This window comes from Saccharospirillum alexandrii, assembly GCF_043641555.1.
GTDB lineage: Bacteria > Pseudomonadota > Gammaproteobacteria > Pseudomonadales > Natronospirillaceae > Saccharospirillum > Saccharospirillum alexandrii_A.
This window is the reverse complement of the sequence record NZ_JBHZRJ010000001.1, coordinates 1032015-1058930: the sequence shown is the minus strand read 5'-3', so window position 1 is coordinate 1058930 and position 26916 is coordinate 1032015. Positions and strand designations below refer to the sequence as shown.

Sequence of the window (26916 nt, the reverse complement as noted above, 5' to 3'; positions counted from 1 at the left end):
GAACACTATTATGAGCAAGCCCTGTAATGACCACTGTGGCAACGATGAGCCACTCCGAGCAGAATCCGATAAGAATGACCCTTCCCAAGCCTCGGGGAAGTGGGTCAGTGTCTATACCGTTCCAAAGATGGACTGCCCATCAGAGGAACGAATGATCCGCCTCGCCTTGAACGGCTTTGAAGAGGTTCAGGCGTTGGCCTTCGACTTGTCGAATCGCCAGCTGGAGGTCGTGCACGATGGAAAGGCTGCCACTATCACTGCGAAGTTAACTTCCTTGGGGTTGGGAGCCTCTCTGAAGAATACCTCAGCCGCCGACCCGGAAACAGTCAAAGCTACCGTATCCTCGGCAACCTCTGCCACCCAAGAGTCCGGCACCCTGCGCTGGTTGCTTGGTATCAATGCACTTCTGTTCATCGTGGAGATGAGTGCCGGTCTAGCCGCCCAGTCTGCAGGTTTGATTGGAGAGTCCCTGGACAATTTTGCCGATGCAGCAGTGTACGGGCTTGCCCTTTATGCAGTTGGGCGTAGTGTTACTCTGCAGGCACGTGCCGCGCATCTTGCAGGCGTACTCCAATTGATACTAGCTGTAGGCGTACTCGCAGAGGTGGTGAGACGTTTTTTATACGGCAGTGATCCTGAATCACTGGTTATGATGCTTATCGCACTTGTCGCATTAATTGCCAATACCAGTTGTCTGTTGCTTATATTCAAACATCGTGAAGGTGGGGCACATATGAAGGCGAGTTGGATATTCTCGGCCAACGACGTGGTGATCAATTTAGGGGTGATCACCGCCGGAGCTCTGGTCGCGTTGACCGGCTCCAACTACCCGGATCTGATAATCGGTACCATCGCAGGTCTCGTCGTACTCAACGGAGCCAGGCGTATCCTGGCACTGAAGGGTTAATTAATACCCATTACTGGCGAAGGTCACTCATTGTACGTGTTATCGACCATATTCGGGCTACTGCAAATGACAACTAAATCTGCCAAGTGGCTAATTTAACAATTATTGACAAACGGGCAGTCTGTTATGGATTCCCCACTTTTATACCGTGGGTGTGTGAGGAGCACCGAGTCCCCCTTGAGCGAATAGTAAAGGCTCCAGCGTTAGACTTCATTCGAATTGCAGCCGTGGCCTCAGTTGCACTGGCCAATATGATCTGTGAGAACCGTTACAAAGTGGAGGACATCATCTGAGATTTTGTCCTCGACGGCACCACGAAGAACTGATTAACCGAGTATCCTGCTATCATGTTTTGGACTACCTTGGTCACAATTGGTGAGACTGGAATAGGCTGACTGAAAACTCTACTGACATCGCAATTGCCCCCGAATTCATTCTACTCGCTCGGGAAAGCACTTCGAGCAGAATGTTGTGTATCAATTCTGAGCGCATGAATCTATTGAGCACATGCCTATCAATTCCTGACTAACAAAGAATTAGGAGAGATTGCTACCCACGGTCTTTTTTGTGATTCTCTTTTATGGATTAAAGCCTTCGCCTGGAAAACGGTAAGCCCAGAAATTGGTTTACGCGCTCACTAGAAATTCTTCTTCTAATAATGGCTTCGGCAATCTAGTCAAATACTGAACTGCATTCCAGATGAGAGCTATTTTTGAAGCTATTCCAAGAGGATAACAGTCATTGCCCCTAGCATATATTCTATATAATGGCTGGTGTCACTTTATCAGTGAAATAGACTAACAGGAAATTCTGGAAACACTACTCCGTCAAAAATGTAAAGCGATGTTAGACAATGTATTTCAAGTTTAGTTCATCTGCTATTTGCTTTCTTCAGCACATCAGCCAAGTCTTCCGGAATGGGCATCGGTTTAAGTGCACTTACATTTGCCCGGCCCGTATTGCCGACTGGAACCCAGATTTTGGAAAACAACAAAGCAGCAACAGTTCGGGTTATTTGCCCCACTGTCTCACGGATATCGCGCGTTCGCCAACCAAGCCTCAGCATCCTTAAGTGAGTGGCGGCATGTGCTAAGGTGAACCTCTGGCTCAGGATATGCGCCCGTTCGAGATGCTTGAAGGCTGTACTGTAATCACACAATGCTTCGAAATTGGCGGCCGCTGACAGCTCATCTCTATAGTATTTTTTTAGTTCACTATTCATAAATTTAGCTCCCTTTCTTTGGCCAGCAACGCTATCACAGTGTTCTGCCTATCCAAATCTTAAACCAGGCTGCCAAGTAAGCGACCCCAAATGTTACGGAACAACGTTTCCGCAATCTCTAATCTCTCCGTTGTCAGGAGGAGGTTCACCGCTTCAAGCTTCCACACATTAGTTCTGTCTGTCGGGGAGATGCTTCTGTACGAGACGGAGTAATGGCTCAGAACCAAATTCGGTCAGTTGACGGCCATTCACGAAGAAAGTAGGTGTACCTTGTACCCCAAAGGCTCTTACGTCCAGCATGTCTTGCTCAAGGATGGCATCTATTCGTGCAGATTGCATGTCTTCGCGAGCTCTGGCTATGTCCAGACCAGATGCTTCCGCAGCCTCCCAAGCTTTTGTAACTTGAGGGGCATCATGCCAGGCAGGCTGTGCCTCCAGCACTGCTTCAAGCACTGGTTGATAGACGTTTTGAATGCGAGCTGCTTCTAAAATGCGTGAGACTTCTTCAGAGCCTTGGTGAAAAAGAGTATATCGCAAGACCAACCGCACCTGATCTGGGTATTCCGACAGTATCTGCTTAACAATTGGGTAGAAAGCCCGACACGCCTCACAGGAAGGGTCGAAAAATTCAACAATTGTTACAGGTGCGTCGGCAGGCCCAAAAGTAGGCGAATGAAACCGCACCAGATCCTGTTCATTTTCAACTGCTAGCGCTGAGGCTACAGGTTTTTCAGCAGTTGCTGCGGATTGTTGAGATTGCCGTTTGAAAAAGACTGTAGCTCCGAAAGCTACAATCATTACCATACCTATTGCGACGACGATAGCACGACGGTTCATGGGAGCATTCTCCTACGGATTAACAAAAGCAAAATTATTATGGCTGTGAAGATAGCGAACGCCAGGTATGGAAGTGGCAACCCGCCTAAAATTGTCATTCCGGCACCCGAACAGGATGGACCTGTAGCACTACAGGGCTGAATGGATTGAGGGATGACTCCGGCATAAAGCAGTGAGTGTGACAAAGCAAACAGGGCTCCAATGACTGCAAGAGGAAGTGCATATCGCCACACAGTCAAATCTGAATTAAAGCAAGCTACCGCCAACACTACAGCCAGCGGGAACATAGAGGTCCGCTGGAACCAGCAAAGTACACAAGGAGACTGACCCAGAACTTCACCGATATAGATGGCCGAAATTGAAGCGATCGCCGCCAGGAGCCAGGCCGCGAGAAGTAGCCACCATCCACTTACATCACTATCGTTCATCATTGGGTATGCATCTCATGATAGATGTCTTAAGTGTTCAGGATTGAAATGCACCAACTGGTACCGGTACGAAAGCGACGATTACAAGGTCGGTACCAATTTTACCTGCATGGTGCCATGCCTCTTTAAGAAGCCTGTAGTAACAGTTGAATATCATGAGTCAGATCAGAAATCGGCTGGTTTCCCCTAAGAAGAACTTGAGCTTCACCGTCAGCATTGAAGCCGTAAATCGCCGAGCTGTGGGATACGGCGTAATTACCATTTTCATCGGCTTCACCATAGCCGTAGGTAGCCCTCATCCGCTTGACCAAGGCGGAAAGCTGGTCATCGGTACCTGTCAAGCCGGTAACCTGAGGGCCGAAAAAGTCGGTGTAGGCTTTAAGTCTATCCGGTGTGTCGCGGCTTGGATCAACGCTTACAAACAAGACCTGAACCTCATCTTGGCGCTCCTCTGGCAACGCCTCAATGGCGCTTGCCAGCCCTTGCAATGTTCCGGGACATATGTCGGGGCAATTTGTAAAGCCGAAAAACATTAGCGTAGCCTTGCCGAGAAAAGTCTCCTGATTGACGTCCAGGCCTGACTCCGATATCAACTCGAACGATAGATCCGGCATAACTCCTCTTATGTCGGACCCTTTCCAAGCGACATCATTGTTGCTGCAGGATGCAACCATCAAGGCCAGTAGTATTGGCGCTACCCATGAAATAACTCTTATCACCGTATACTCCCTACTTTTCTATAATGTCTATGCGGGTCGCACTTTAGTTTGCTCGGATTGATGTAACATCCGCCTGAGCAACACCACCATAACCAATACACCCATCATGCCGGGTGGAATCCAGGTAAGAACTCCTCCCAGTACCTGATCATCATGAGGCGCGATGGGCCAAGCCCGACCGCAGAGATCGTAAATATCGTAAAGATTTGCCGGGCTCGTAACAATATAGGCACCAAGCCCCAGTTGGGGCACCGTCACAAACCAAATCACTATGATACGTTTTCCGAAGCTGAGAGTCTTGGCCCTGACCGGTGACCTAGGATCTAAAATTAACCACCAGAACAGGATTCCATCCAGGAACATCGACCAATTCATGACCAAGTACAGGGGTTGACTCAGCATCGCTTTAAAATGGACCTCGGGCATCAGCCAGAAAAAAATCAGGCCTACAAAAATGAATCCTGCCAGTGGTGGGAACTGAATGATACGATAAGGGATCTGAATCACACGAGAGCTAAGTGCCCGTGCGACAATATGCTTCGTTCTTCCCTCGGGAAAACCGGCAGATAATACCTTCCAAGGGTTCGATGCCATCAAAAGTATGGCCGCCAAGTGATGCAGCACCAAATGCTGAATGCGATGAATAAAGAACATGAACTGAGCAAAATAGTCAAATTGCGTATGCATGACTGAATAGGCCAATACGAACCCAAGCCAAAACAGCGCAATCCGCCAACCTGGCAATGGCGTTCCAGCCTGCGCCAACACTCGCTGGCCGCGAACAAACAACAAGCCAGTCCCGCCAAAGAATACAACCGCGAGCCAGGAGAACTCATACGGCAGGAGGTACATTAAATACTCTGGCACGGGAAACCCTCGTTGGCGGTGATTGACAGAGTGGGTGAGAATTGGTCAATTACCATGATCCATGGCCTCTCCATCGCCCATACCCATGACTTTGAAATTGACTGATATTGATCCCGCCTTCTCAAATTCCAGCGTGATTGGACGCTCTTCGCCGGATCGAAGCGGAGTGGAGAGATTCATCAACATCAGGTGCAGCCCCCCTGGTTCGAAGCTAACGCTCGCGTTAGCGGGGATTTCAACACCATCAGTCATAGGAGTCATTTGGACCATGCCATCTTTAACTGTTGTCTTGTGGGCTGACACTTGGGCGAAGTCGGCACTCACTGATACTAGCTTATCCGGCTGACTGCCTTCATTCAAAATGACCATGTAACCTACTCCTGGCGCTCCAGGTGGGCTGGCATTCGACCAAGGGTGAATAATTCTTAGACTTCCTGTGCTGTAGTCGTGCGCCCACGCAGGCATCCCCCACACAAAAACAATGGACCATATCAAGACATGAATATACCTCTTGCTCAGTCCTGAGATCTTAGGCATGGCTTCGCCCTCACTAATAGAATTTAAACACACGATACTCTCCCAGCAGAATAGACAGTGTCAAGAAGGTCAAGTCCTCAGGACGGTCAATAAGGCCGAGGTTTGTAACTAGACAACTTTTTTCGAGCTCTGACTACCGCAATCAGGATCTGCATCACATGCATCCCGAACAGCGGCGTCTTCCGGTTGCAAGGTACTGTGGGCAATGCTGAACTGGTCTCTGAGTAACGTTTGTAACTGTGGAAGAATGCTCTCCCACTGTTTCATGGAATCCAAGTCGATATGGGCTGCAAGCGCATGACTGTTTGAGGACAAACTCCAAATGTGCATGTCGTGAATCGCTTTTACTCCTTCAACTTCCGTTATCGCATTTGCGACCGCCGAAGAATTGATACCAGTCGGCACCGCTTCCATCAACACCCTTACCACCTCACGCAACAAGCGACTGGCCGATATAAGAATCAGAAAGCAAACGAACAATGAGAGAAGCGGGTCAATCATAGCCGGCCCTCCCAAGTAGATGGTCAAACCGGCGCCTATGGCCGCCACTGAACCTAACAAGTCACCGAAAACGTGCAGCAGTGCACCGCGCACATTCATTGTCTGCTCGCCCCGCATTAACACCCAAGCAACGATCACATTTACCAGAAAACCAAGGCTTCCAATAACCAGGACCAGTCCGCCGTTAACCTCTGGCGTATCGATAAAACGGTTGATGGCCTCATAAGCGATGTAGAAAACAACGGCAAACATGAATACAACGTTGAATAGTGCGCCAAGTACTTCCGCGCGTTGCAAGCCAAATGAGTGTTTGCGTGAAGTAGGCTTATTCGCGAGCCATGCGGCGAAGGCACCCACCCCCAGCGACAATGAATCCGTTAACATGTGACCAGCATCAGAAAGGAGTGCTAGCGAATCAGCCAGCAAGCCACCCACCACCTCGACTGCCGCGAAGCCAGTAGTGAATAGCAGGGCAAATACCAATGCCTTGCCTGTCCCATGGTTGTGGCTGTGGCTGTGGCTGTGGCTGTGATTGTCACTGTGTCCAGTCAATTTAGCGCCCCCTAGTAAATTTGTTTTCGTTGCCCGACCTAAAAATACGTGGTTGGAGTCGCCAATCCTACTCACTAGGTCGACTCTACTTTCCGTATCCGCTCGCAACATAGTCCATGTCAAAAGCATCCAACTGCCCGTTCAAATTAGCAGCAAATATCTCGAACGATCTCAGCTCATCTTCATTTAACGGATTTGCTGTCGGCAACTCTACTGTCTGAGGATTTTGATGAACACCGTTAACTTGAAACTCGTAGTGTAAGTGAGGGCCAGTAACCATGCCCGTAGCGCCGACATAGCCAATAATTTGGCCCTGCTTAACTCGATTACCTGAACGGGAGCCCTCGGCGAGACTGCTCATGTGGGCATATAGCGTACGAATTCCACTACCATGCTGCAGGATTACCGCAATACCATACCCTCCATTGCGACCAGCATGGATAATCTTACCTTCTCCCGTGGCCTTAATCGGAGTCCCGCGAGGAGCTGCATAGTCTGTACCCTTGTGGGCACGAATGGTGTTCAAGACTGGATGACGTCGATTGGGATCAAAGCGTGAAGAAACGCGGAATACATTCATGGGGTTTCGCAAAAAAGCTTTTTGAACACTACTGCCGCCAGGCGAGTAGTATTCGGTATTGCCGCTAGCGTCGGTGTAGCGCAATGCCGTCACTTCCCGGCCTTGCGTGTGGAAGCGAACCGCCAAAATGGGGCCGTCCCTGAGTTTCTTACCGTTCAAATAGTGCTCCTCATAGATCACCGAAAAACGATCGCCAGCGCGAATGTCCTTTGCAAAGTCTATGTCCCAGCCAAGCAGCGTGGCGAGTTCCATAATCAAGCCATCACTGAGACCAGCATTGGTTCCGGCGAGATAGAACGATGAGTCTATGGTCGCTTGGGTAAAGCGGGTATAAACTTCGGGATCTTCGACAATTGACTCAATCCCAAACCCTTCTTCGTTGATGTCTATACGATACCTGGACAAATCTGACTGACTAAATGTTACATTGTTCAGCGTATTTTCAGACTGGTAGGTGAATTTGAATGTTTGCCCGGGAAATATTTGCTCAAGCAGTGTGTTTATGCTTTCGTCAGCCAACAACTGGTAGAGAATACTAACGCCCGCACCAGCTCGCTCAAAAACATTGGAGAGTGAATCACCTGGTTGGACTTCGATAGTGACTTCTCTTGTAGATTCATTCTTTGCCGACGGCAGAGGTTCAGAGCTTTTAAATTCCAGCCTAGCTGGAATCTCAACGACTACGGATTGACCTGGTGAAGGCCATAAAGCGACAGCAAGTATTACCGAGGTTAACAGAGCGAGGCAAATAGTATGCCACAAGGAAGGTCTTCGGGATTTATACATTAACTTATTTAACATGATACATCGCTTACTGTGTGATTTTTCTACTACACTTATTGGCTCGAACAACAGTTCACCTGTCTGCATATATGTATGTATTTGGTAAAATATGATTGCTCTTGGTCTTTAAAGCACACTACGTTATATCGGTCTTTACAAAAAATTGAAGTCAGCAATCGTTAGAATCCCACAGCTCCCTGTTAAGAGGCAGTGCGTATTCCTAGTGTCTTTTTTCATTGCTTCAACACCTTTAGTCGACACATACTCAATTATGGTGTGGTATTGAGCAAATACCTATAAGCACAATGAAGTCCCGTAGCTTATCTAAAAATAGTTCTTTAGGCTCACTCTTTACTTACACGGAACTCACTCTTTACATACACGGAAATAAGTATGAACTAAATTGGAGCACCAGAATTGCTTCAGACCACTACCTTCTGCATGTTTTTCGCATCCTGATCGTCTTATTATGGTTATGAATCCGGCATCAACAGCTCAACGGTCTGGTTGTCAGCATGCGAACGCTACCTGACTTGATTTTCCATTCAACATTAATTGGTTGGAGCGCTATTGAGCTAAGATGAATTCTTTGTGACTCAGGAGGAGGCGACCATGGCCACTATCCGCTCCTATTGCACAGGCAAGTGTTAAACCGTTGTAACGACTTCGCAGGTTCGACAGTTCTGGAACGCCGCCGATTTACGCCCAAACCGACTCAAAACTTTCAAAGTCAACAATAATCCAGAGTTCGTTGATAAAGTCGTCGATATCGTAGTGTTATACATGATCCGTCCAGAGAGTGCCGTTATTCTCAGTGTTGATGAGAAAACTCAGGTTCAGGCTTTGGAACGCACACAACCTGGCTTACCGATTGTCCAAGTCGAATAGGCAGTCGGGCTCATAATTACAAGCGGAACAGTACAACCAGTCTATTTGCGGCCTTCAATATCCTGGCTTGAATGGGCACTTGAAAGGAATCAAGCAAGACAAACATAGAATTAGTCTTGTGCATCTTGAAGATGGTCGATCGACGCAAGACCCTGAAAGAGTCCATCGTATTATTATGACAATCTCAGCGCGCTTTGAACCAAGGTGGTTGGAGACTGAGTCGCATCACGCCCTCGTATTCTCCTAATTTCCACGCCAAAAAAACATCTTGGTTCAATGGTTTAGAGGTGTGATTTTCTCAACTGGAATGACGAGTGCTATGCTGCGGGTTTTTACCAGTGTTTCCGAGCTCAATGCTGAACTGGAGCAGTTTATCAAAACCCATGACACCTAGAGCGCTAAGCCATTCAAGTAACAAAGCCTGCCAGTAGTAGAATATCCAGATTTTGCTTCGATTGTTTCACGAACCTTCTATTCGCTTACTAACTTGCCCTTGGCTTTACAGCCCCATTAAGAACTCTACGCAAAAAGAAGGCGGAGGCGAATCTGCTTTAATCGAGTACTCTTAAGGTCTTTCCTCCGGCGAAAATTTTTCAAGTCCGTCATGGAGTGAGGTGATAAGGGGACAATAGACGCTACCTTGCTGGACGCGGCATTCATGCACCAGCTCATCCAGTGCTCGCTCAATCCGCTGCAGGCTCAGGATTTTCTGCCGCACACTGGTCAATTTCTGTTCACCCAGTGTTCGTGCTTCGTCGCAGTGAGTTCCATCCTGCAATATCAACAATCCTCCTATTTCATCCAAACTGAAGCCCAGCCATTTGGCCGTTCTAATGAAGTGAAGGCGCTCCAGAGCCTGTTCTTCATAGTGACGTATGCTGCCAAAGGGCTTTTCGGGTTCTGTTACCAACCCTCTGCGTTGGTAATATCGGATGGTTTCCACTCCGATATTGGCGGCTTTCGCCAGGGCACCGATGGTCATTGGACGATTTTTTTTAGACATTGGACTTGATTCCGTAGCTGACTACGGGGGTAACCTTACCGCAGTCATCTAAGTCCTTAAAGGAGCAAATGTAATGTCAGAATCCAAATCTGGTCGCGCTTCGCTGGCCGCAGGGGGCGTTGCAGCGGTTCTCGCTTCCGCCTGCTGCCTGGGGCCTCTGATTTTAATCACGCTGGGCATTTCAGGCGCCTGGATCGGCAATCTGACGGCCCTGGAACCCTATAGACCCTGGTTTATTGGTGCTGCGTTGCTGGCAATGGTCTTTGCCTGGCGCCGGATATACCGGCCTGTGGAGGCCTGCCAACCGGGTGATGTTTGCGCGGTGTCACAAGTGCGTGCGGCATACAGAATCGCTTTTTGGATTGTCTCGCTGCTTATTCTGATCGCGCTGGCGTTCCCCTTTGTCTTACCGCTGTTCTATTAAGATATCTTTTAAGAGGAAAGACCCCATGAAAAAAGTACTAATGATGACGGCGCTGCTCCTGCTATTCGGTTTGCCCGCTTTGGCGGCGCAACAAACGGTCACCCTGGCAGTTCCCGGTATGACCTGTGTAGCCTGTCCATTCACAGTCAAAGCCGCTCTTAATAGGGTCGAGGGAGTGATCTCTGTCGATGTCCGTTACAAAGAGCGTGACGCTACGGTCACCTTCGATGATGCGAAAACCTCTGTCGAAGCGCTGACTCAAGCCACCACAAACGCCGGTTATCCGTCCACGCTAAGCCAAAACCAGTCGACACAGGAGTAACGTTTATGAGTGATAGCAACCTGCACATTGCTGTGATCGGCAGCGGTGGCGCGGCCATGGCCGCCGCACTAAAAGCTGCCGAGCGCGGTGCCCGAATTACCCTGATTGAGCGCGGTACCGTCGGTGGCACCTGTGTGAATATCGGTTGTGTGCCCTCGAAGATTCTTATTCGTGCCGCACATATTGCCCATCTGCGCAAGGAGAGTCCTTTCGATGGAGGCCTGAGCGCCCAAACGCCCGTCGTGGATCGGGCGGCGTTGCTTCGGCAACAACAGGCGCGTGTCGACGAGCTGCGGGATGCCAAATACGAGGGAATTTTGCGCGATCATCCGAACATCACTCTCCTGCACGGAGAGGCCCGATTTATTGATGCTCATCAGTTGGTGGTTACGCTAAACGAAGGTGACGAACAGATCGTTCACTTCGATCGCGCCTTTATCGGCACTGGCGCCCGCCCGACACAGCCGCCTATACCGGGGCTGGCTGATACGCCTTATCTGTCCTCTACCAGTGCGCTGACATTGGAGACTGTGCCTGAACGGATGGCGGTGATTGGGGCTGGATACGTGGCGCTGGAGTTGGCCCAGGCTTTTGCCCGGCTGGGCAGCCAGGTTACGGTACTGGCACGCAGCCGACTGCTGTCGAGCGAGGACCCGGCAATTGGCGACGCGGTTGAAGCCGCCTTACGCCGCGAAGGCATCGAAGTGCTCAACCAGACTCAAGCAAGCCGGGTGGACTACACGGATAATGAATTCGTGCTGGCGACCACAACAGGAACCTTGCGGGCCGATCAACTGCTGGTAGCCACCGGGCGCACACCCAACACCGAGACGCTGAACCTCAATCAGATTGACGTGGAGATCGCCAAAGGGGCGGTCCTGGTGGATAAATACTTGCAAACGACAGTGCCGGGCATCTACGCCGCCGGTGACTGTACTGATCAGCCTGAGTTCGTGTACGTGGCGGCAGCCGGCGGGAGTCGAGCGGGCACCAATATGACCGGCGGTGAGGCAACTCTGGATCTCAGCGCCATGCCTGGTGTGATGTTTACCGACCCTCAGGTGGCAACCGTGGGTCTCACCGAGGCTGAAGCGCTCAGGCTGGACTACAGTGTTGATACTCGCGTGCTCGACTTGGAAAACGTGCCCCGGTCGCTGGTCAACTTCGACACCCATGGTTTTATCAAGATGGTAGCCGAACGCGATTCGGGCCGGTTACTGGGCGTGCAGGCAGTGACGGCCGAGGCAGGTGAACTGATCCAGACCGCCGTAATGGCGATCAGGGCTGGGATGACCGTGCAGGAAGTGGCTGACGAACTGTTTCCTTATCTGACCATGGTAGAAGGCCTCAAGCTCTGTGCCCAGACCTTCACCAAGGATGTGAAGCAGTTGTCGTGTTGTGCAGGATGAACAGCTACGTCAAAAAATGATGAGAGGAGATCGCCATGAAAATACTGACAACGTTGTTTGCCTTGTTAATTCTGTTTCCGGGTGCCGCCTTCGCGGCTTCAGGAACTGGCTTCTGGGAACTCTGTAGCCCCATGATGTCTGGCATGGGCTGGATTATGATGTTGCCAATGATGATTATGCCACTGCTACTGATCACCTTACTGTGCCTGGGTATTGTAGCTCTGATCAAATACCTTAAAAAATGAACGATCACTTTAACCATAACCCGACCTGTCTATTGGTGCTGTCGCTAGAACAGCTTTTGCACGATACCAGCAGGGACCCCATGACCGCACAATCTACTTCTGATAGAGAACCGCAACATGAGAAACCCCAAAACGCTGTTACGAGCTAGTCTGATTGGGACGGTTATCGTTGCCCTGTGCTGCTTCACGCCCATTCTGGTCATACTGCTCGGTGCCGTTGGCCTGGCGGCACTTACTGGTTATCTGGATTACGTGTTGTTACCTGCACTGGCCATTTTCATTTGCTTGACCGTCTACGCCCTATGGCGCAAAAAACAGTACGATGTTTACTGCGACACTCCATCCGATGAGGGGTCAACCTAATGAACCACTGAAGAGTCTAACCATAGGTAGTGATGATCACCAGAACGAGATCTTTGATCAATAGCATGGCGCTGGAGAGGTGCACCGGCGTCTGGTTCACCGGAGCAATGATGAATACTTTGCTGGTGTGTCAAGGTAACTCAATGTGCCAGTTATGGAGGCATTAACCATGACCGACAAAAACTATGACCTGATCGTTATTGGCACCGGCACAGCGGCTAGCGTGACCGCGTTTAACTGCCGCAAGGCTGGCTGGTCGGTGGCGGTCATCGACCACCGTCCATTCGGAGGTACCTGTGCGCTTCGTGGCTGCGACCCGAAAAAGATGTTGATCGCTGCAGCCGAGGTGATCGATGGTTTCCAGCGCATGAGCGCCATCGACACTTTGGATGGCGAAACTCGCATCGACTGGGCCGCACTGCAACGCCATAAGCGCTCGTTCACAGAGCCGGTGCCGGCAAAGCGCGAACAGGCGTACAACAAACAAGGCATTGATGCCTGGCATGGCCGCGCCCGTTTCACCGGACACAACACCGTGGAAGTCGGCGACACAACGTTGACGGCGAGACACATCGTCATTGCCACCGGTGCTGAGCCGCATCGCTTACCCATCGAAGGCGCCGAGCATCTGATAAAAAGCGACGATTTTCTTGAACTGGATCAACTGCCGCACCGAATCGTATTAGTCGGCGGTGGCTATATCGGCTTCGAATTTGCCCATATTGCAGCCCGTGCCGGTGTTGACGTCACGATTCTGAACCGGAGCGAGCAACCGCTGGCTGGCTTCGATCCGGATTTGGTCGCGCTGCTGGTCGAACGCACCCGCGCTCTAGGCGTAGACGTGCGACTTGGTCACGAAGTCAAGGCGGTGCGCAATTTCAACGATGGCTTCGAGGTTCAGGTTCATGGGCCGGAAGGACGCTTCGATATCGCTACCGATCTCGTGATACACAGCGGCGGTCGCAAGCCAGCACTCGAAGCACTGGATCTTGATGCCGCCAACATCACCCACGAACACGGCAAACTCAAGCTGGACAAAACCTTTCGCAGTTCCTCCAACCCGGCGGTGTACGCAGTTGGTGACGCTGCCGGTGGCCCCTTGCCCTTGACTCCGGTGGCCGCATTAGAGGCCCACGCGGTTGTCGACAACCTACTCGGGAACAAGGAGGCTACCGTGGACTATACCGGAATCCCTAGCGTCGCCTTTACCCTGCCGCCACTCGCGCGAGTCGGCCTGCTGGAGGCCGACGCGAAGCGACAAGGCCTTAAGTTTAAGGTCAAGCACGAAAAAGTGCCGGGTTGGTTCACCGCACGGCGCGTCAACGAACCCTGCTACGCCTACAAGATACTAGTGGAAGAGGGTAGCCAGCGTATCCTAGGTGCACATCTGGTCGGCCCCGAGGCGGCTGAAGTCATTAATCTGTTCGGCTTCGCCATGCGCAACGGGCTCGGTGTCGATGCGATCCGACACGCCACTTTCGCCTACCCTTCCGCTGCTTCTGACATCGAATCAATGCTGCCTGAGTGAAGTACCTAAGGTATGTAACATTTTTGCCCGACCACTGTGGGGTGGGACCGCGTTTATTGTAAAAAGTGGTCCCACGTCATATGGAGGAGTTTCACCATGTTAACGATTGATACCACAACCCTGCTCGATTGGCAGTCCCGAGGCCTAGATTTTATCCTGATAGATACTTTGCCCGCCGATGCGTTCGCCAAGATGCACTTGCCAAGGGCCATCAATATCGTTTCCGACGACATCATGGAAGAGGCGCCCCGCCGACTACCCGACAAGCAGGCGACCCTCGTCGTGTACTGTGCGAGCGATAACTGCAAACGCGCCGGCCGAGCCGCCAAACGCTTGGACAGTCTCGGCTATACCGAAGTCTACCATTACATCGGCGGGAAAAAGGCGTGGCAGGCCGCAGGCTTGTCACTGGAACACTGAGACGGGTACAGATCCATGCGCGACTGGATGGAACGCCAGCAATCCTGGATTTATCTCTCGTTCATTCTGGCGGGCATGGGTCTCGGCATGGGTCTGCCGGGTGTCTCGGCCTGGCTTGAACCCTTGCTATGGCCGTTACTTGGTGTACTGCTGTACGCGACCTTCATTCAAACCCCGTTATCAAGAATCAGAGAAGCGTTGAAGGACTTGCGCTTTCTGAGTGCACTGTTACTTGGTAACTTTGTGATTATTCCCCTTATAGTGGGGATCTTTGTTGCATTGCTGCCGTTGTCATTTGCGGTACAGGCGGGGGTGATGCTGGTGTTGCTGGTGCCTTGTACTGACTGGTTTATCAGCTTTACGCATCTAGGCAGGGGGGAGGCCGCGCTGGCCATCGCTGTCACGCCCGTGCTTTTGGTGGTCCAGTTGTTTGCCTTACCTTTCTATCTTTGGCTTTTCCTCGGCACGGATCAGTTTGAAACGGCGCTCAGCAGCCACCTGATCGGCGCCTTCGTCGGGTTGATTTTGACGCCCTTAGTTCTGGCTTGGGTAACCGAACGACTAGGCCATCGAAGTGCTCGCGCCAGACAGCTGGTGCAGTGCCTGGCTGTACTTCCCGTGCCGTTACTGGCACTGGTTGTCTTTGTAATCGCCGCTTCACAGGTAACCACGGTCACAAGTCTCAGCGGCGTATTGATTCAGGTTCTATTGATTTTCATCGCCTACCTAGTTTTTGCAGCCTTTCTCGGCAAGACCCTAGCCAAACTTTTCCGACTGCCTATGCCGTCGGCAAGGGCCTTGACCTTCAGCTTCGGTACGCGCAACTCGTTCGTGGTATTACCCATCGCCCTGGCGCTTCCAGAGGCCTGGCACGTCGCCGTAGTGGTTATCGTCTTCCAGTCGTTGGTGGAGTTGTTCGGGATGGTGGCCTTCCTGCATTGGGTACCGAGTAAATTGATACCAGAGCCTTCATAGACCCCTGAAACATTGTTTGACTTTCTATTCCACATAAACGGCGATATGTCGGCCCGGGTCATGGAGACAATTGAATCGCTGGTACCCCGGGTTGAGGTCTATAGCATCGATGAAGCCTTTGCGGACCTAACGGGTATCGACTCTGTCGAGCCGGTGTGCCGGCAAATAAGGGAGACCATCTACCGGAACGTCGGGCTCCCTGTCTGCGTAGGGGCCAGCTCAACCAAGACACTGGCAAAACTGGCAAACCGGGCTGCCAAAAGGTACCGGGGCACCCGGGGGGTGGTCGACCTGACTGACCCCCAGCGGCAAAAGAAACTGTTGGCGCTAACGGATGTGAGCGATGTCTGGGGTGTCGGCCCCCGACTGGTCAAGCGACTGAGGGAGATGGGTGTACACACAGCGTTGGACCTGGCGCAGTCCGACCCGAACCAGATTCACTCTCAATTCTCAGTGGTTTTGGCCAGAACGGTCCGTGAACTCAACGGGGAGTCTTGTATAGAGCTGGAGACCGCCCAGCCAGAGCAACAGCAGATTATGTGCTCCCGTTCCTTTGGCCAGCGGGTTACCGACCGCAGCGCTTTGCGGGAGGCCTTGGTTCGTTATACCGCCAATGCATGCCAGCGGTTACGCGCCCAATCGATGGTGGCCGGGCAATACAGCATCTTCATTAGAACCAGTCCGTTCTCCGGTGATCCTTTCTACTCCAATAGCATAAGCGAGCAATTACCCTGGCCAACGGACGATACCAGTGTGCTGCTAAACCGAGCCGACCGATTACTGGACCACATATGGCGAGATGGGTTCAGGTACGCCAAAGCGGGTGTTCTGCTGACGGACCTTTACCCATTGACAGCCCGGCAGCCGGATCTGTTTCAGGGTGAGAGTAACCAACCCAAGCGGCAGGCACTGCTGAGCCTGGTCGACCGACTGAATAGTGAATGTCGTGGAGCGATAACTTTCGCCAGTGAAGGTACAAAGACGGGGCCTACGAATATGCGCCAGGATCGACTCTCTCCCCGGTTCACCACACGTTTCACTGAGGTACCAAGGGCGCGATTGGATTAACCATTGCTTGTCTTAGCACCTGGTACTAGTGGAACTGGATCTCCGACAGGTTCGAACGCTGGTTCATTTACTGGAACCGCCTCCAGTGATCGCCTGTAATCAGTGAGATTAAACATCGGTTCGAATTCTTCATGCGGGATACCCTTGTCCAACCACCTGCTGAGTTCGTTCTGTTGCAACTCCAGAGGAAACGACTTGTAGTGGATGTCCAGGAAGTCAGGGTGGGGTGGCAAGGTAATAACCCCGGTTGACACCAACGGCTGCCCATCGGGCCCGATCCAGTGCTTGCACATGGCCCCGAGCATCATAATTTTGCCCGGGTCGTGAATCAGGTAACGGTGTTTGGCAATGGGCCGTGGTGGTTTTTTCTGTTCATCTGGAGTCAGCGCCGTGTAGAGCCGCCCTCCGGGGTAGATCGGCTGCCACTCGAAGAAAGCACGTGCGAACACGATCGCCCGATAACTACGCGGCGGGATGGTGTGCATTTTTGATGTCAGAATTCGGCGCGACTGGCAATTGAATGAAGCCCATTGGGTATCGGGCTGCAGTGTATCTTTGTCGAGCTTCAGCCATCACACAGCGGACATGACCTGATGGCCTTCCTTAGTGGGTACCATGCTTAGAACCCGGTCAGTAGGTCGCAACTCGCGCTTTGGATTAACGACAGTGCCCAGGATCTTTTCTATCTCTTCCCGGGTGTAGCCCGCCTCAGAAAGGATCCCGGGTAAGGCAGGGTGATCGTTAACGTTGTAGATTGCGCCGCACATCACGTTTCACTCCGTAGTTTCCAGAATCCAAGCTTGTTGATATGTAGTGTAACAAGGCTTTGCATACCAGCCCGTGCTTTACCATTGCTAAAAACCGCAAGAGTATCGGCAGTACCGATCCATAATCATCGTTTCAAACAATGTTCTGACGGATGGACGTAGCTCGAATAAGCTACGATTCATTATTCCTCGTCGTTGTGAAATGGCGGCCAAACCTCAGCTGATCGAGGCAGGCACAAAAGACTCAATGTAGCATCGTATTGTGTTGCGTTTACCTTCATCTCACGTAGTGGAATATGCGGATCGGCATGCGGAAACCAAATATTTGCGGGAATTTTAGTGCCTTGTCGATCATGCATAACTTCCTGGTTAGCTGCTAATGAACCTTCTGGCAGAGAAATAACATTGCCACGAGTCCGGAAGAATGCACCTGCTCGTGCCGCAGACTGGCTTGACCAAGCCCAATTGATAAAGCCATCGTTGGACATCACCAAAACAGCTTTTACATCAGTGTATTGCAACCACTTCAAGATAGCCGCCGTCAGTGACACACCGTAGCGCTCTGCGCAAGCGCTGAGGATGTCTACGTCGACTTGCGTGGGGACCTGTTTGCGGTAGTCGTCTAGAGGCATCAGAAGGTACGAGGCAAACAAGTCTGCCTGGGCTTCGATGTCGCGATCATCTTGAGACCAGTTCAGCATGTCTGCATCACTGCATTGAAAAGATTCTCTCTTCATCCGATGCAGTATGTAGTGCCCGAGTTCATGAGCTTGAGTAAAGCGCACACGACCTGAAGAGGTCACTGCATCATTGTAGAGGAGCAACCATTCCTTCCGCCCTTCCCCTGGAAATAAGGCTCCATCAAAGCCCTTAATAGCCGCCGCTTGGACTTTTGTTATCGGGTCTGTCCATTTGAAAATGTTAGCGCACTCCAGCGCTAGCAGCGGCACATCCACAGGGAACCGGTTAATGCCATGGGCCTGGCTGACGGTCTCGACGACCCTGACAAGGCGGTTGGCCGCGCGCTGTGGCGTCCATATGTCTCCTGTCATGAAGTCTTCTTGAATGTGTCGAGGATCTTACGAAGCTGATCCTTGGCTTCTGGTTCAAGCTTTTGATAGCCCCGAAAGAACGCTTCATCCAAGTGTCGCTCTTCCGGAGCGCGAACATCCTCCTCAAAGAAATAAGATACAGTCACTCCCAACGCGTCGGCTAGTGCAGTGAGCTTTTCCGCGGAAGGCCGCTGGGACTCACGATTCTCAAGTTCCCAGAGATAGCTCTTACTTAAGCCAGCAGTAATTGCCAGCTTTTCAAGGGTAAGCTTGCGCTCCTTTCTTAACTCGCGCAGCTTTTCCCCGAGACGGGTGGCCATAATCTCGCCTCCTATTAAGTCATGTGAATCCAAATAATACCACGACTCCGAACTTTTTGTTTGACAATCAAGGAATTCGCTTTAGAATGTCATTAAGTTCGCTATATCGAACTTTTCGGGCTTTCTGAACGCGCTCAAGGTGACCTAATCGGACAGCCCTACCTGACTACAGTAGGAGCATGTTCATATGTCCAGAGACCACATCGATCACCGTGATATCGTCCGCTTTGCCGAAGAGCGCGTCAACCTACCCAAAGATAAGGCTGATGAGTTTCGGGCACAAGCGCGCCGACTCCGCGATAAGCTGGAGGGCTATCTGAATGACTATCCAGACTTTGCGCTGAAAAAGATCCAGTTATCAGGTAGTTTGGCCAAAGGTACGGCCCTGCGCTCACTCAACGATATCGACATGGCCGTTTATATCAGTGGCTCCGATGCACCTCATGATCTCCAGGCCCTTCTGAACTACCTTACCGAAAAGCTTCGTAAAGCATTCCCAAACTTCAGTCCTGAGCAGGTACAACCTCAAACTTACTCTGTATCGGTGAATTTCCGTGGAACCGGGTTGAACGTGGACTTCGTTCCCGTGCTGTACGCAGGATTGCCCGATTGGCGCGGCAATCTCATTAGCCAGGACGATGGCTCATTTCTGGAAACTAGCATTCCGCTGCACCTGGAGTTTGCACGTAATCGTAAGCAGGCACAGCCCACGCATTTCGCTCAGGTCGTGCGCCTGGTCAAGTATTGGGCACGGCGCATGAAGCAGGAACAGGAAGGATTCCGCTTCAAGTCGTTCATGATCGAAATGATCCTGGCCAAACTAGTCGACAACGGTACCGATATCTCCGATTACCCTGAAGCGCTACAGTCGTTCTTCACCTATATCGCTGAGAGCAACTTGAGAGAACAGATCGTATTCGAAGACTACTACGGCGCATCGACGGTGGCTCCGTGCACAGATCGTGTGCAAATCCTCGACCCAATCAACGCCTCAAACAACGTGGCAAAGCTCTATACCTCCCAGAATGCAGAAGCGATCATAGATGCAGCGCTAGACGCTGGCGATGCTATTGATGCCGCCCTTAGGGCACCAACCAAGGAGCTGACCGTGCGTTATTGGCAGAAGGTCTTCGGCTCCGCTTTCCAGGGGTGAATACCATGAGTTATTCCTATACCGCTACCGAGACCAAGACATTCACTTTGACGCATGCCCGGCACTTGGGGGCGAAGGTAGCAGCCGATCTGAAGCGGATGCAGCGATTCTACGGTGCGCCAGACGATGCCCACATTGCTTTGCTCGAAGGCGAAATCACGGAATTACTACGGCAAGGTTATCTTGGCACGGTCACTTACGGCTTCAAGCGTAATGGTGACTGGATTGAGCCAACCCTGCGTTATCAGGCATGTGAGCTGGTCGGTGATGGATTGGATGACGATCCAGGTCGAGTGCGGCCGGGGGCCAACGTTGTAGGGGCGTTCTTCTACAGCTATCTCACTTACAACTCTGCTTGGGACCATCTAAATCAGGAGGAGCGAACCGCGATCAAAAAGCAACTGCCCGTTCAACGCACGGGCGCACCCGAGCCCTTGGTTAGCGGAGGCTATTTCGCCGACGACAAGACGTACTCATCTGGCGGCCGAGCATTGGGCCGCGCTACTGTCAGGAGTTATTGATGACTACCAACAGCACACCAGGGCTTTTCGAACGCCCCACCATTCTTCCCGATACCGACTCACAAAGTCGACTTGCTCGACTGGTTGGTATGGACGAAAAGATTCGGCGCCTGAGCAATGTTCTAAGTGTTCTGATCAATCCAGCAGGTCTCCAGAAATGGCAGGAACAGAATCATGCCCATGCAACAGGACTTCTCGACGCTGTGCTAAATCGACCGCCGCTGGTCGTTCTCTCAGGTGATGTCGGTTCCGGGAAAACGGAACTCGCTGAAACGATTGGGGACATGGTGGCTCGGCAAGAAGATATCGATATCACTCTGCTACCGCTAAGTCTTTCATCTCGCGGGCAGGGGCGTGTCGGCGAAATGACTCAACTGGTCTCCGCAGCATTCGAACATGCTTTCCAAGAGGCCAACAAGTTCAAATCTTCAATGGGCGCAAGAGCACGTGGCGGCGTGATCTTGCTAGTCGATGAGGCCGATGCACTTGCACAATCCAGGGAAGCCGACCAAATGCACCACGAAGACCGCGCAGGTGTGAATGCGTTTATACGTGGCATTGATCGCCTTGCCAATAGTCATTTACCGGCCGTAGTGCTGATGTGCACGAACCGTCTGAACGCTCTGGATCCAGCTATTCGCCGACGCGCGGCTGATATTTTGGCGTTCGAGCGCCCCAACGAAATACAGCGATTGGAGGTCCTTCGACAGTGCTTGAACGAGACGGGCTTTAGCAACGATGATCTATTGGCCTTAGTCGAGGTCACGGGTGAACAAGCAAAACGGCCGTACGGATACACATACTCAGACCTCACGCAACGTCTTCTTCCTGCAATAGTCTTGGATGCATATCCCCATGGACCTATTAAAGCATCCCGAGCCATCGAGTTGGCTATGACAATAATACCAACACCGCCTTTCAATGACCTAGTCGCGAGGAAAGATTAAATGACTCGATGGTCACTCCCTCAGTTACTTTCATCATTGCATGATGATATACAGCATCGCCTAGCTACTACTCGCAAATCATTCGGTCATCCTGGAACGAAAGGCGATGCGAGTGAATCTGTTTGGATTAGCATGCTGGATGCGTATCTACCGAAACGATATCAAGCCGCCAAAGCTCATGTAGTAGACAGCCAGGGGAACTTCAGTCAGCAGATCGACGTTGTGATATTTGATCGGCAGTACTCTCCATTTATATTCACCTACGAAGATGAAACGATCATCCCTGCGGAGAGTGTTTATGCTGTTTTCGAGGCTAAGCAAACGGCTGACGCGGATATCGTGAAATACGCACAGGAGAAAGTTGCTAGCGTCCGACGATTACATCGAACTAGTTTGCCGATTCCTCATGCGGGAGGAACCTACCCTTCTAAGTCTCTTATTCCTATCCTCGGAGGATTGCTTACTTTTGAGAGCCAATGGAGCCCACCGATGGGGGAATCTTTAGATCGTGTACTAAATGCGAATCAGGGAGATGGGAAACTAAACGTAGGGTGTGTGGCTGCTCATGGTCATTTCTACTTCGATGATACTACTAATGACTATCACTATGTAAAAGGTAACAAAGCAGCAACGGCCTTTCTATTTAATTTAATATCGAAACTGCAGTTCAGTGGGACAGTACCGATGATAGACATAGAAGCATACGGTCAGTGGCTTGCGCGCTAGCTCGGTTTTCTTGGAAAGTCATACTCTTGATTTGCTTTAAATGTAAGGATCCATAGCGAGAAAAATTTCATATTTTATGCCGCTAATGAAGTACAGAATTCCAAATATTTGTCAAAAATCGGGTTGGTAATTAGTGCACTATGCTGGCATCTATGCTAATAGACCTATAGCCAAATTAAAAAATTAAAGCTGATAATATTAGTGGCCCATGTGGGCCACTTTTAATCAATCAAGACGCCTTCCTCGAAGCCGCCAAGGTTTCCTTAAGTTTGGATACACTGACCGGCTTGCTCTTCAGATCATCCTTAGGCAGTACGTTGAAGTATTCTTCAATGATGTCCACCAGATCCTCCTCATCATCTTCGTATACCGCATTGGCAAATCCTTGCTGAGCAGCATTGTCCAGTGCTTGCTGTTCAAACCCGATAGCCTGGCGCTGAACTTGCAGCTCATGGGCCTCCTTTATCGTTTCACTGAGTGTCATGCCTTCGCGGGTCGTAATGTCGGCATAGTAGATGGGTGTACGGTAGCTCTGAGTCGTGCTCTTCCCCCTGAGCTTCATGGCCAATGGCATACAAGCCAAGAGATTCCCTGAGACGGCACTGAAGTATTGTAGGCGGGCTGCCAGCGTCCGGATGCTATTAAAGCCCGTGGTGCGGAAGATGTAAGTACCTGTTTCATCATCGTCACCAATCCGAACATTCAGCCGGCCATAGGGTTTGCAGAGCCCGCCCTTCCCGAACTCACACTGCAATGGACCTGGGCAGGGCAGTGACTCCATCCCCTCATTAGTCAGCCTTCGACACTGCTGACCATCACCAATACACACTGGCCGACCCGTCTTGCGGTCAAAGAAGGTGTAATCAGCCCGTAGGTTCAAGGCAGGGTCATTGAACAGCAACCGGACCGGAATGGTGCGAAGCTTCTTGCCCTGCTCACGCAACTCAGCATCTACCGGGTGAATCAACCAGCCTTCCTTACCCTGGATCTGGGTAGTGATGGTGAACTGATCGTCCTTTTGGGGCAGGCGATTGCCATTGTGCTCAACCATCCTACCAATGGATATACGCCCGATAGTGGGCGGTGATATTGCCAGACCTTTAATCATGACGGCCTCCTGCTTAGTGGGTGATGTCTTTAGTGTGAATCAGGAACCGGCGTGAACCCTTGCAAGTTTTCGGGTACTGCTTAAGCAGTTCCGGTTGCTTCTCCAGCAGCTTGCTGGTGTTCAAGCTGGTGCTGTCCTTGCTACGCCGCCAGGTTACGTGCCCCTCATCGAGATTTGCCTTGGTAGCTTCCCCCAGTTGCATCTGTAGGGCTTGTTTGAGCATGGCCTCATAGTGGTTGAGCGTCTCCAGCTTGGAGCGTGTTTCAACCAGACGGGTGAACTGCCCGTTAGTTTCCGGATTATCACGCCAGTCGAGGGTAGAGCCATTGTCGTAGGGGTAGAGACGTTGCAGTGCTTCAGCGGCTGATTCAGAGCCGTCCGGCTCCGGCGGTGTGTCGTACAGAACGTGTTGCCAGAAGTCCCGTTCCATTACGATGATCGCGGCGATCAGTTCGTCATCCCGCTCAATGCGGTGAATCTGCAGTTCCTGACCGCAGATCAACACGCACACATCTGCTGCTTGTTTGCCGGTGACGGCAAGCTGGTGCTGCACTTGGCACTGCACGTAGTCCGGGACGCCGTCGCGCCAGTGTTTGGCCCCGAATTCACCAGCGGTCTTGCACTCCAGGATATGAGTGTCTTCACTACCGACAATGGCAAAATCGAGGTTGGCCAGCATCCAGCGCTTATCTTCATCCGGGTGCTGCAGTACTGAGTTCACGCGGCGCACCTTGCGCCCTGTGAGCTTGCTGTACTGCTCGGCAATGATGGGCTCCAGCACATTTCCCCAGTACATGGGGGCTCGTCGGCCAAGAACGCGTTCGCTCTCCCCGTTGGGAGTCCGGCCAGTCTTGTTCATCCAGAGCTCCAGGGCAGACTGGTAGGGACTGAGGCCCATGGCCGCCGCCGCGTCACTGCCACCAATGCCTTGTTTGCGAACCGATAGCCAGGCGTTTCGGCTCATGTTCTTGGTAGAAACCAGGCGCACGGCAGCGCGCCGGGATTGTGGTCGGTACAGACGGTCTTTTGAGGTTGATGTCGTCATAACGGTAATCTCCAGACAAAATAAAACCCGCCGGACTGCGTCTCGGCGGGCTTATAATGGTTTTTGGGTCGTTGAGCGGGTGTTGTTGGTGATCACGCGACCAGTTTCAGGGCTTGGTCCAGGGCTTTCTGCTTGGTCGATGCACCTTTCCCAAACCAGGCTGAGTCCAGACGGTAGTCCGAGTTCCTGGCCCGTTGCTCGTGGTCAACGTACTCCGTAACGGCGTTCAAGAGCCCGTAAGCGGTGTTCTTGGATGTGACTAGCTCAGCACCCATGCCCCGGCCCTCAAAGAGCTCCAGAGAGCGTGAAAGCGCCCGTTCGCTGACGGTTGTGCGGTTGCCTTCAGCTACATCGCTGTAGACAGCCTCCAGAAAGGCAGTGACATCCCGTGCATTCACCTTCCGCTCGCTGAGTGCCTTCAACTGATACATGTAGTCATCCCAGGCAGACACCGAGATCCCCAACTGTTGCTTGACCTGCTGGGCGTCAAACTGAGTGTTGTGGCGCACCTTCACTGAGGCGGCTTTGTCTTTAAGGGCGATGGCCAGAGTGTTGTTGCAGACCACTCGAACACTCGTGAACTGAGCGGTCGTGGCCATGGAACCGTCGCACGCAGTGGCCAGCAGAACGTAGCCATCGGTTTGATCGACGCCTCTGAGGTTGCCGGATTGCCCTGTCCTGGCCAGTGCCCAGAGCTTTCGGCCACCTTTGAGCACGCCCGCCGTCTCCAGCTCAAATCCGGACTTTTCGGTAAGATCCCGATAGAACTCCAGGATCTCACCAGGCTGAACAACCTTATAGCGCTGGCTGACAACGGAGAGTGGCTCCTTGCTGTCGGACCGATAGAGCACTTTGTTATCGGAGAAGGGGTGTATTTCGCCTAGGTACCCGCTGTTGCCGGCAATGAAGCAGACATCGGATTCCTTGATCTGCCAGTTCATGCCCGCCTGATCAGCCCAGACCTCCAGTGGTTGATTGGGTGACAGTGAATTGCCCAGGCCATGCCAGGGGGTTTTGCCTGTGTAGGCCATGGTTTCAACTAAGTGCGCCATAATGAAATACCTCGATAAATGGACATCGCCAGCTAGGAGGCCATTTAAGCCCCCAAGCCAGCGATGCTATCAAGTTAGAAAGTGATTAAAGGGATAGGACTAGTGCGTGTAGGTAATGGGCTCCGGCTCGGGACCTCGGAAGTGATAGTTGCAGCTCAGGCACCGATAGTTATCAAGGATTCTGTCGTCAACCACCTTGCCCAGGGCTGAGCCTGCGGAAGCGCCGGTAACGCCCCCGATTAGGCCGCCGATGACAGCACCAGATAGCCCACCTAAGGCGCCTCCAAGCGGCCCTATGATTAATCCTACTTGTGCACCAGTGCGAGCGCCTACAACAACAGCTGTGAAGCCACCGATGGAACCTGCTACTGTGCCGATGACTCCTGCCGACTTTCGGCCATAGTCGTTTGTGCCAATGTGTGTGGATTGGCAACGTGGACATTCCTGCTCCATATGCATACACCTATTAAAAAGTGAATAAACCGATGTAAGGACACCGGGTTCATATTAGTGATATATTCTTATTAATCCGTTGAATCGATGAGGTGCTGCTAGGCAATGATTGAGGTAAAATATCTAATAATTCACTTATTAAGGAACATACTGGCAAAGATCTTAAGCTTGTCCTAAGTAAAATATTTCAAGAACAGTAAGCGAGAATAAAAACGAGAGTTCACGAAACTAATACATTCAATGAGAAGTGATATTAATGACTGCATAAAGCATTATCAAATAAAATTCAGGTTAAATCGAAAAAAGTCATGTATCGATGCATTGGAGAATTTGGAGTCTAGTATGGAATTTGAAGACATATTTGATCACGTAATGGAAAAAATGGATGGCTTCCCCAGTATCGACTATCGATTCAAGACAATGCGGGACTACATAAATGAAATCGAAGAATTTCTAGAGTTTACGCATGCGCAGAAGATTCAGAGACTTAAAGCAAAAATACCAACGATTGAAGATCCTGTAGAGAAAGGAGAAATGGAAGGAGAGTTAGCTCAACCTGAAGAGGATGGCTTAGAATACCTATCCCACACTATCTGGGGTGGCGTACTTGTATCCATATTCGCCACGTATGAAAGTAGCATACAAGAAATTTTCAAATTTTTTGAAACCAAGAAAGGAAAAATAAAGTTCAAAAAGGAGCCAAGAAAAAGCTTTATTGAAAGTGTTGAAAATCACTCTAAAAAAAATTTGAACATTGGTATTTTCCAGAGTCGAGCAGACAAACTGTTACTAAACGATTTGTCACAATTAAGAAATTCTTATGTTCATAACGGCTGCGAGATAAACAGCCTGCCAAATAGATTGCAAGAAGTAATTATTCAAAGAAGATACGGGGAATACAGTCTTGGAATAACAGATAACAAGTGGGTAGCGAACGCGTCGAATGCAAAACTATACTTTAAATACATTTATGATTCCTTTGAAAGCTATAGCAGAAGATCTTGCAGAGTAATATTCGATCAAGAGAATTGATATTGCCATAAATTTAGGCCGCTAGCATAGCAAGTTTAAAAACGCACTATTCATTGACTATTTAATATGGATAATTTGAATTTGGAGGCTTCAGGGGTAGCCCCAATCTCGTTTTTTCTATTAAGCTTGAACCTTCAGGGCCTTGCTGGTTCCATATGGAAT

At 51.0% G+C, this 26916-nt stretch carries 30 protein-coding genes; 15 read left to right on the top strand and 15 right to left on the bottom strand.

The features are described from left to right. Positions 1-10 precede the first annotated feature (10 nt). Positions 11-907 (top strand): cation efflux transmembrane domain-containing protein, encoded by an 897-nt coding sequence (locus tag ACHUE7_RS04545; protein ID WP_127557161.1) that lies wholly within the window; start codon positions 11-13, stop codon positions 905-907. Between the two features lie 871 nt (positions 908-1778). Here ACHUE7_RS04545 and ACHUE7_RS04540 read toward each other — a convergent pair. The 9 genes from ACHUE7_RS04540 to merR form a co-directional block, all read right to left on the bottom strand. Continuing rightward, positions 1779-2129, bottom strand: coding sequence for a DUF3703 domain-containing protein (locus tag ACHUE7_RS04540; RefSeq protein WP_127557159.1), 351 nt, complete (start codon positions 2127-2129; stop codon positions 1779-1781). A 168-nt stretch (positions 2130-2297) separates the two neighbouring features. Beyond that, positions 2298-2966, bottom strand: a complete 669-nt coding sequence (locus ACHUE7_RS04535; protein ID WP_127557157.1) for a DsbA family protein — start codon at positions 2964-2966, stop codon at positions 2298-2300. Beyond that, positions 2963-3394 carry a disulfide bond formation protein B gene (locus ACHUE7_RS04530; RefSeq protein WP_342775637.1) on the bottom strand — a complete coding sequence of 144 codons (432 nt, stop codon included), beginning with the start codon at positions 3392-3394 and terminating at the stop codon, positions 2963-2965. The genes ACHUE7_RS04535 and ACHUE7_RS04530 overlap by 4 nt, the downstream gene beginning before the upstream one ends. A 125-nt stretch (positions 3395-3519) precedes the next feature. Then, on the bottom strand, positions 3520-4008 hold the full coding sequence (locus ACHUE7_RS04525; RefSeq protein ID WP_220432554.1) for an SCO family protein: 489 nt from the start codon (positions 4006-4008) through the stop codon (positions 3520-3522). A 132-nt stretch (positions 4009-4140) separates the two neighbouring features. Beyond that, the gene (locus ACHUE7_RS04520) at positions 4141-4980 is read right to left on the bottom strand and encodes a cytochrome c oxidase assembly protein (RefSeq protein WP_394168935.1); all 840 of its coding nucleotides are present in this window, start codon (positions 4978-4980) and stop codon (positions 4141-4143) included. 45 nt (positions 4981-5025) lie between these two features. Next, complete coding sequence (locus tag ACHUE7_RS04515) at positions 5026-5445, bottom strand: copper chaperone PCu(A)C (RefSeq protein WP_281276799.1); 420 nt, start codon at positions 5443-5445, stop codon at positions 5026-5028. A 180-nt stretch (positions 5446-5625) separates the two neighbouring features. Next, complete coding sequence (locus ACHUE7_RS04510; protein WP_220432553.1) at positions 5626-6570, bottom strand: cation diffusion facilitator family transporter; 945 nt, start codon at positions 6568-6570, stop codon at positions 5626-5628. Between the two features lie 85 nt (positions 6571-6655). Beyond that, positions 6656-7951: a peptidoglycan DD-metalloendopeptidase family protein gene (locus ACHUE7_RS04505; RefSeq protein WP_394168934.1), complete on the bottom strand. Its 1296-nt coding sequence runs from the start codon at positions 7949-7951 to the stop codon at positions 6656-6658. Positions 7952-9386: 1435 nt separating this feature from the next. Then, entirely contained in the window at positions 9387-9824 is a 438-nt protein-coding gene (gene merR, locus ACHUE7_RS04500) for an Hg(II)-responsive transcriptional regulator (RefSeq protein WP_127557146.1), read from the bottom strand. 73 nt (positions 9825-9897) lie between these two features. Between merR and merT the strand changes: the two genes are divergently transcribed. From merT to ACHUE7_RS04455, 9 genes are all read left to right on the top strand, one after another. Beyond that, complete coding sequence (gene merT / locus ACHUE7_RS04495; RefSeq protein ID WP_127557144.1) at positions 9898-10248, top strand: mercuric ion transporter MerT; 351 nt, start codon at positions 9898-9900, stop codon at positions 10246-10248. Positions 10249-10273: 25 nt separating this feature from the next. Continuing rightward, on the top strand, positions 10274-10570 hold the full coding sequence (gene merP / locus ACHUE7_RS04490) for a mercury resistance system periplasmic binding protein MerP (protein ID WP_394168933.1): 297 nt from the start codon (positions 10274-10276) through the stop codon (positions 10568-10570). A 5-nt stretch (positions 10571-10575) separates the two neighbouring features. Further along, on the top strand, positions 10576-11979 hold the full coding sequence (gene merA / locus ACHUE7_RS04485; RefSeq protein ID WP_394168932.1) for a mercury(II) reductase: 1404 nt from the start codon (positions 10576-10578) through the stop codon (positions 11977-11979). A gap of 35 nt (positions 11980-12014) precedes the next feature. Beyond that, complete coding sequence (locus ACHUE7_RS04480; protein WP_127557138.1) at positions 12015-12224, top strand: hypothetical protein; 210 nt, start codon at positions 12015-12017, stop codon at positions 12222-12224. Between the two features lie 117 nt (positions 12225-12341). Further along, on the top strand, positions 12342-12587 hold the full coding sequence (merF, locus tag ACHUE7_RS04475; protein ID WP_394168931.1) for a mercury resistance system transport protein MerF: 246 nt from the start codon (positions 12342-12344) through the stop codon (positions 12585-12587). A 169-nt stretch (positions 12588-12756) separates the two neighbouring features. After that, positions 12757-14115, top strand: a complete 1359-nt coding sequence (locus ACHUE7_RS04470; protein ID WP_394168930.1) for a dihydrolipoyl dehydrogenase family protein — start codon at positions 12757-12759, stop codon at positions 14113-14115. Between the two features lie 96 nt (positions 14116-14211). Further along, positions 14212-14535, top strand: coding sequence for a rhodanese-like domain-containing protein (locus tag ACHUE7_RS04465; RefSeq protein ID WP_127557132.1), 324 nt, complete (start codon positions 14212-14214; stop codon positions 14533-14535). A gap of 15 nt (positions 14536-14550) precedes the next feature. Continuing rightward, complete coding sequence (locus tag ACHUE7_RS04460; protein ID WP_394168929.1) at positions 14551-15510, top strand: arsenic resistance protein; 960 nt, start codon at positions 14551-14553, stop codon at positions 15508-15510. Positions 15511-15555: 45 nt separating this feature from the next. After that, positions 15556-16578 carry a DinB/UmuC family translesion DNA polymerase gene (locus tag ACHUE7_RS04455; protein ID WP_394169157.1) on the top strand — a complete coding sequence of 341 codons (1023 nt, stop codon included), beginning with the start codon at positions 15556-15558 and terminating at the stop codon, positions 16576-16578. On the opposite strand, the gene ACHUE7_RS04450 is transcribed toward ACHUE7_RS04455, so the two are convergent. From ACHUE7_RS04450 to ACHUE7_RS04440, 3 genes are all read right to left on the bottom strand, one after another. Next, the gene (locus ACHUE7_RS04450) at positions 16575-17126 is read right to left on the bottom strand and encodes an SOS response-associated peptidase family protein (RefSeq protein WP_394169156.1); all 552 of its coding nucleotides are present in this window, start codon (positions 17124-17126) and stop codon (positions 16575-16577) included. The genes ACHUE7_RS04455 and ACHUE7_RS04450 overlap by 4 nt on opposite strands. Before the next feature lie 401 nt (positions 17127-17527). Continuing rightward, entirely contained in the window at positions 17528-18397 is an 870-nt protein-coding gene (locus ACHUE7_RS04445) for an ImmA/IrrE family metallo-endopeptidase (RefSeq protein ID WP_394168928.1), read from the bottom strand. Next, complete coding sequence (locus ACHUE7_RS04440; RefSeq protein WP_394168927.1) at positions 18394-18717, bottom strand: helix-turn-helix domain-containing protein; 324 nt, start codon at positions 18715-18717, stop codon at positions 18394-18396. Before ACHUE7_RS04440 ends, ACHUE7_RS04445 begins: the two co-directional genes overlap by 4 nt. 187 nt (positions 18718-18904) lie before the next feature. On the opposite strand from ACHUE7_RS04440, the gene ACHUE7_RS04435 reads away from it, so the two are divergent. Genes ACHUE7_RS04435 through ACHUE7_RS04420 form a run of 4 tightly spaced genes read left to right on the top strand, consistent with a single transcriptional unit; the run spans position 18905 to position 22064 of the window. Next, positions 18905-19870: a CBASS oligonucleotide cyclase gene (locus ACHUE7_RS04435; protein WP_394168926.1), complete on the top strand. Its 966-nt coding sequence runs from the start codon at positions 18905-18907 to the stop codon at positions 19868-19870. 5 nt (positions 19871-19875) lie between these two features. After that, the gene (locus tag ACHUE7_RS04430; protein WP_394168925.1) at positions 19876-20391 is read left to right on the top strand and encodes an HORMA-1 domain-containing protein; all 516 of its coding nucleotides are present in this window, start codon (positions 19876-19878) and stop codon (positions 20389-20391) included. Further along, positions 20391-21338, top strand: coding sequence for an AAA family ATPase (locus tag ACHUE7_RS04425; protein WP_394168924.1), 948 nt, complete (start codon positions 20391-20393; stop codon positions 21336-21338). Before ACHUE7_RS04430 ends, ACHUE7_RS04425 begins: the two co-directional genes overlap by 1 nt. Continuing rightward, on the top strand, positions 21339-22064 hold the full coding sequence (locus tag ACHUE7_RS04420) for a DUF6602 domain-containing protein (RefSeq protein WP_394168923.1): 726 nt from the start codon (positions 21339-21341) through the stop codon (positions 22062-22064). It abuts the gene before it with no gap. 229 nt (positions 22065-22293) lie between these two features. Here the strand turns inward: ACHUE7_RS04420 and ACHUE7_RS04415 are convergent, their stop codons facing one another. The 3 genes from ACHUE7_RS04415 to ACHUE7_RS04405 all read right to left on the bottom strand — a co-directional run bounded on the left by ACHUE7_RS04415 (position 22294) and on the right by ACHUE7_RS04405 (position 25269). Continuing rightward, positions 22294-23172, bottom strand: coding sequence for a recombination directionality factor (locus ACHUE7_RS04415; RefSeq protein ID WP_394168922.1), 879 nt, complete (start codon positions 23170-23172; stop codon positions 22294-22296). A gap of 13 nt (positions 23173-23185) precedes the next feature. Then, the gene (locus tag ACHUE7_RS04410) at positions 23186-24217 is read right to left on the bottom strand and encodes a YqaJ viral recombinase family nuclease (RefSeq protein ID WP_394168921.1); all 1032 of its coding nucleotides are present in this window, start codon (positions 24215-24217) and stop codon (positions 23186-23188) included. 92 nt (positions 24218-24309) lie between these two features. Continuing rightward, positions 24310-25269 carry a DUF932 domain-containing protein gene (locus ACHUE7_RS04405; RefSeq protein WP_394168920.1) on the bottom strand — a complete coding sequence of 320 codons (960 nt, stop codon included), beginning with the start codon at positions 25267-25269 and terminating at the stop codon, positions 24310-24312. 795 nt (positions 25270-26064) lie between these two features. On the opposite strand from ACHUE7_RS04405, the gene ACHUE7_RS04400 reads away from it, so the two are divergent. Then, entirely contained in the window at positions 26065-26754 is a 690-nt protein-coding gene (locus tag ACHUE7_RS04400) for a hypothetical protein (RefSeq protein WP_394168919.1), read from the top strand. Positions 26755-26916: the final 162 nt, after the last annotated feature.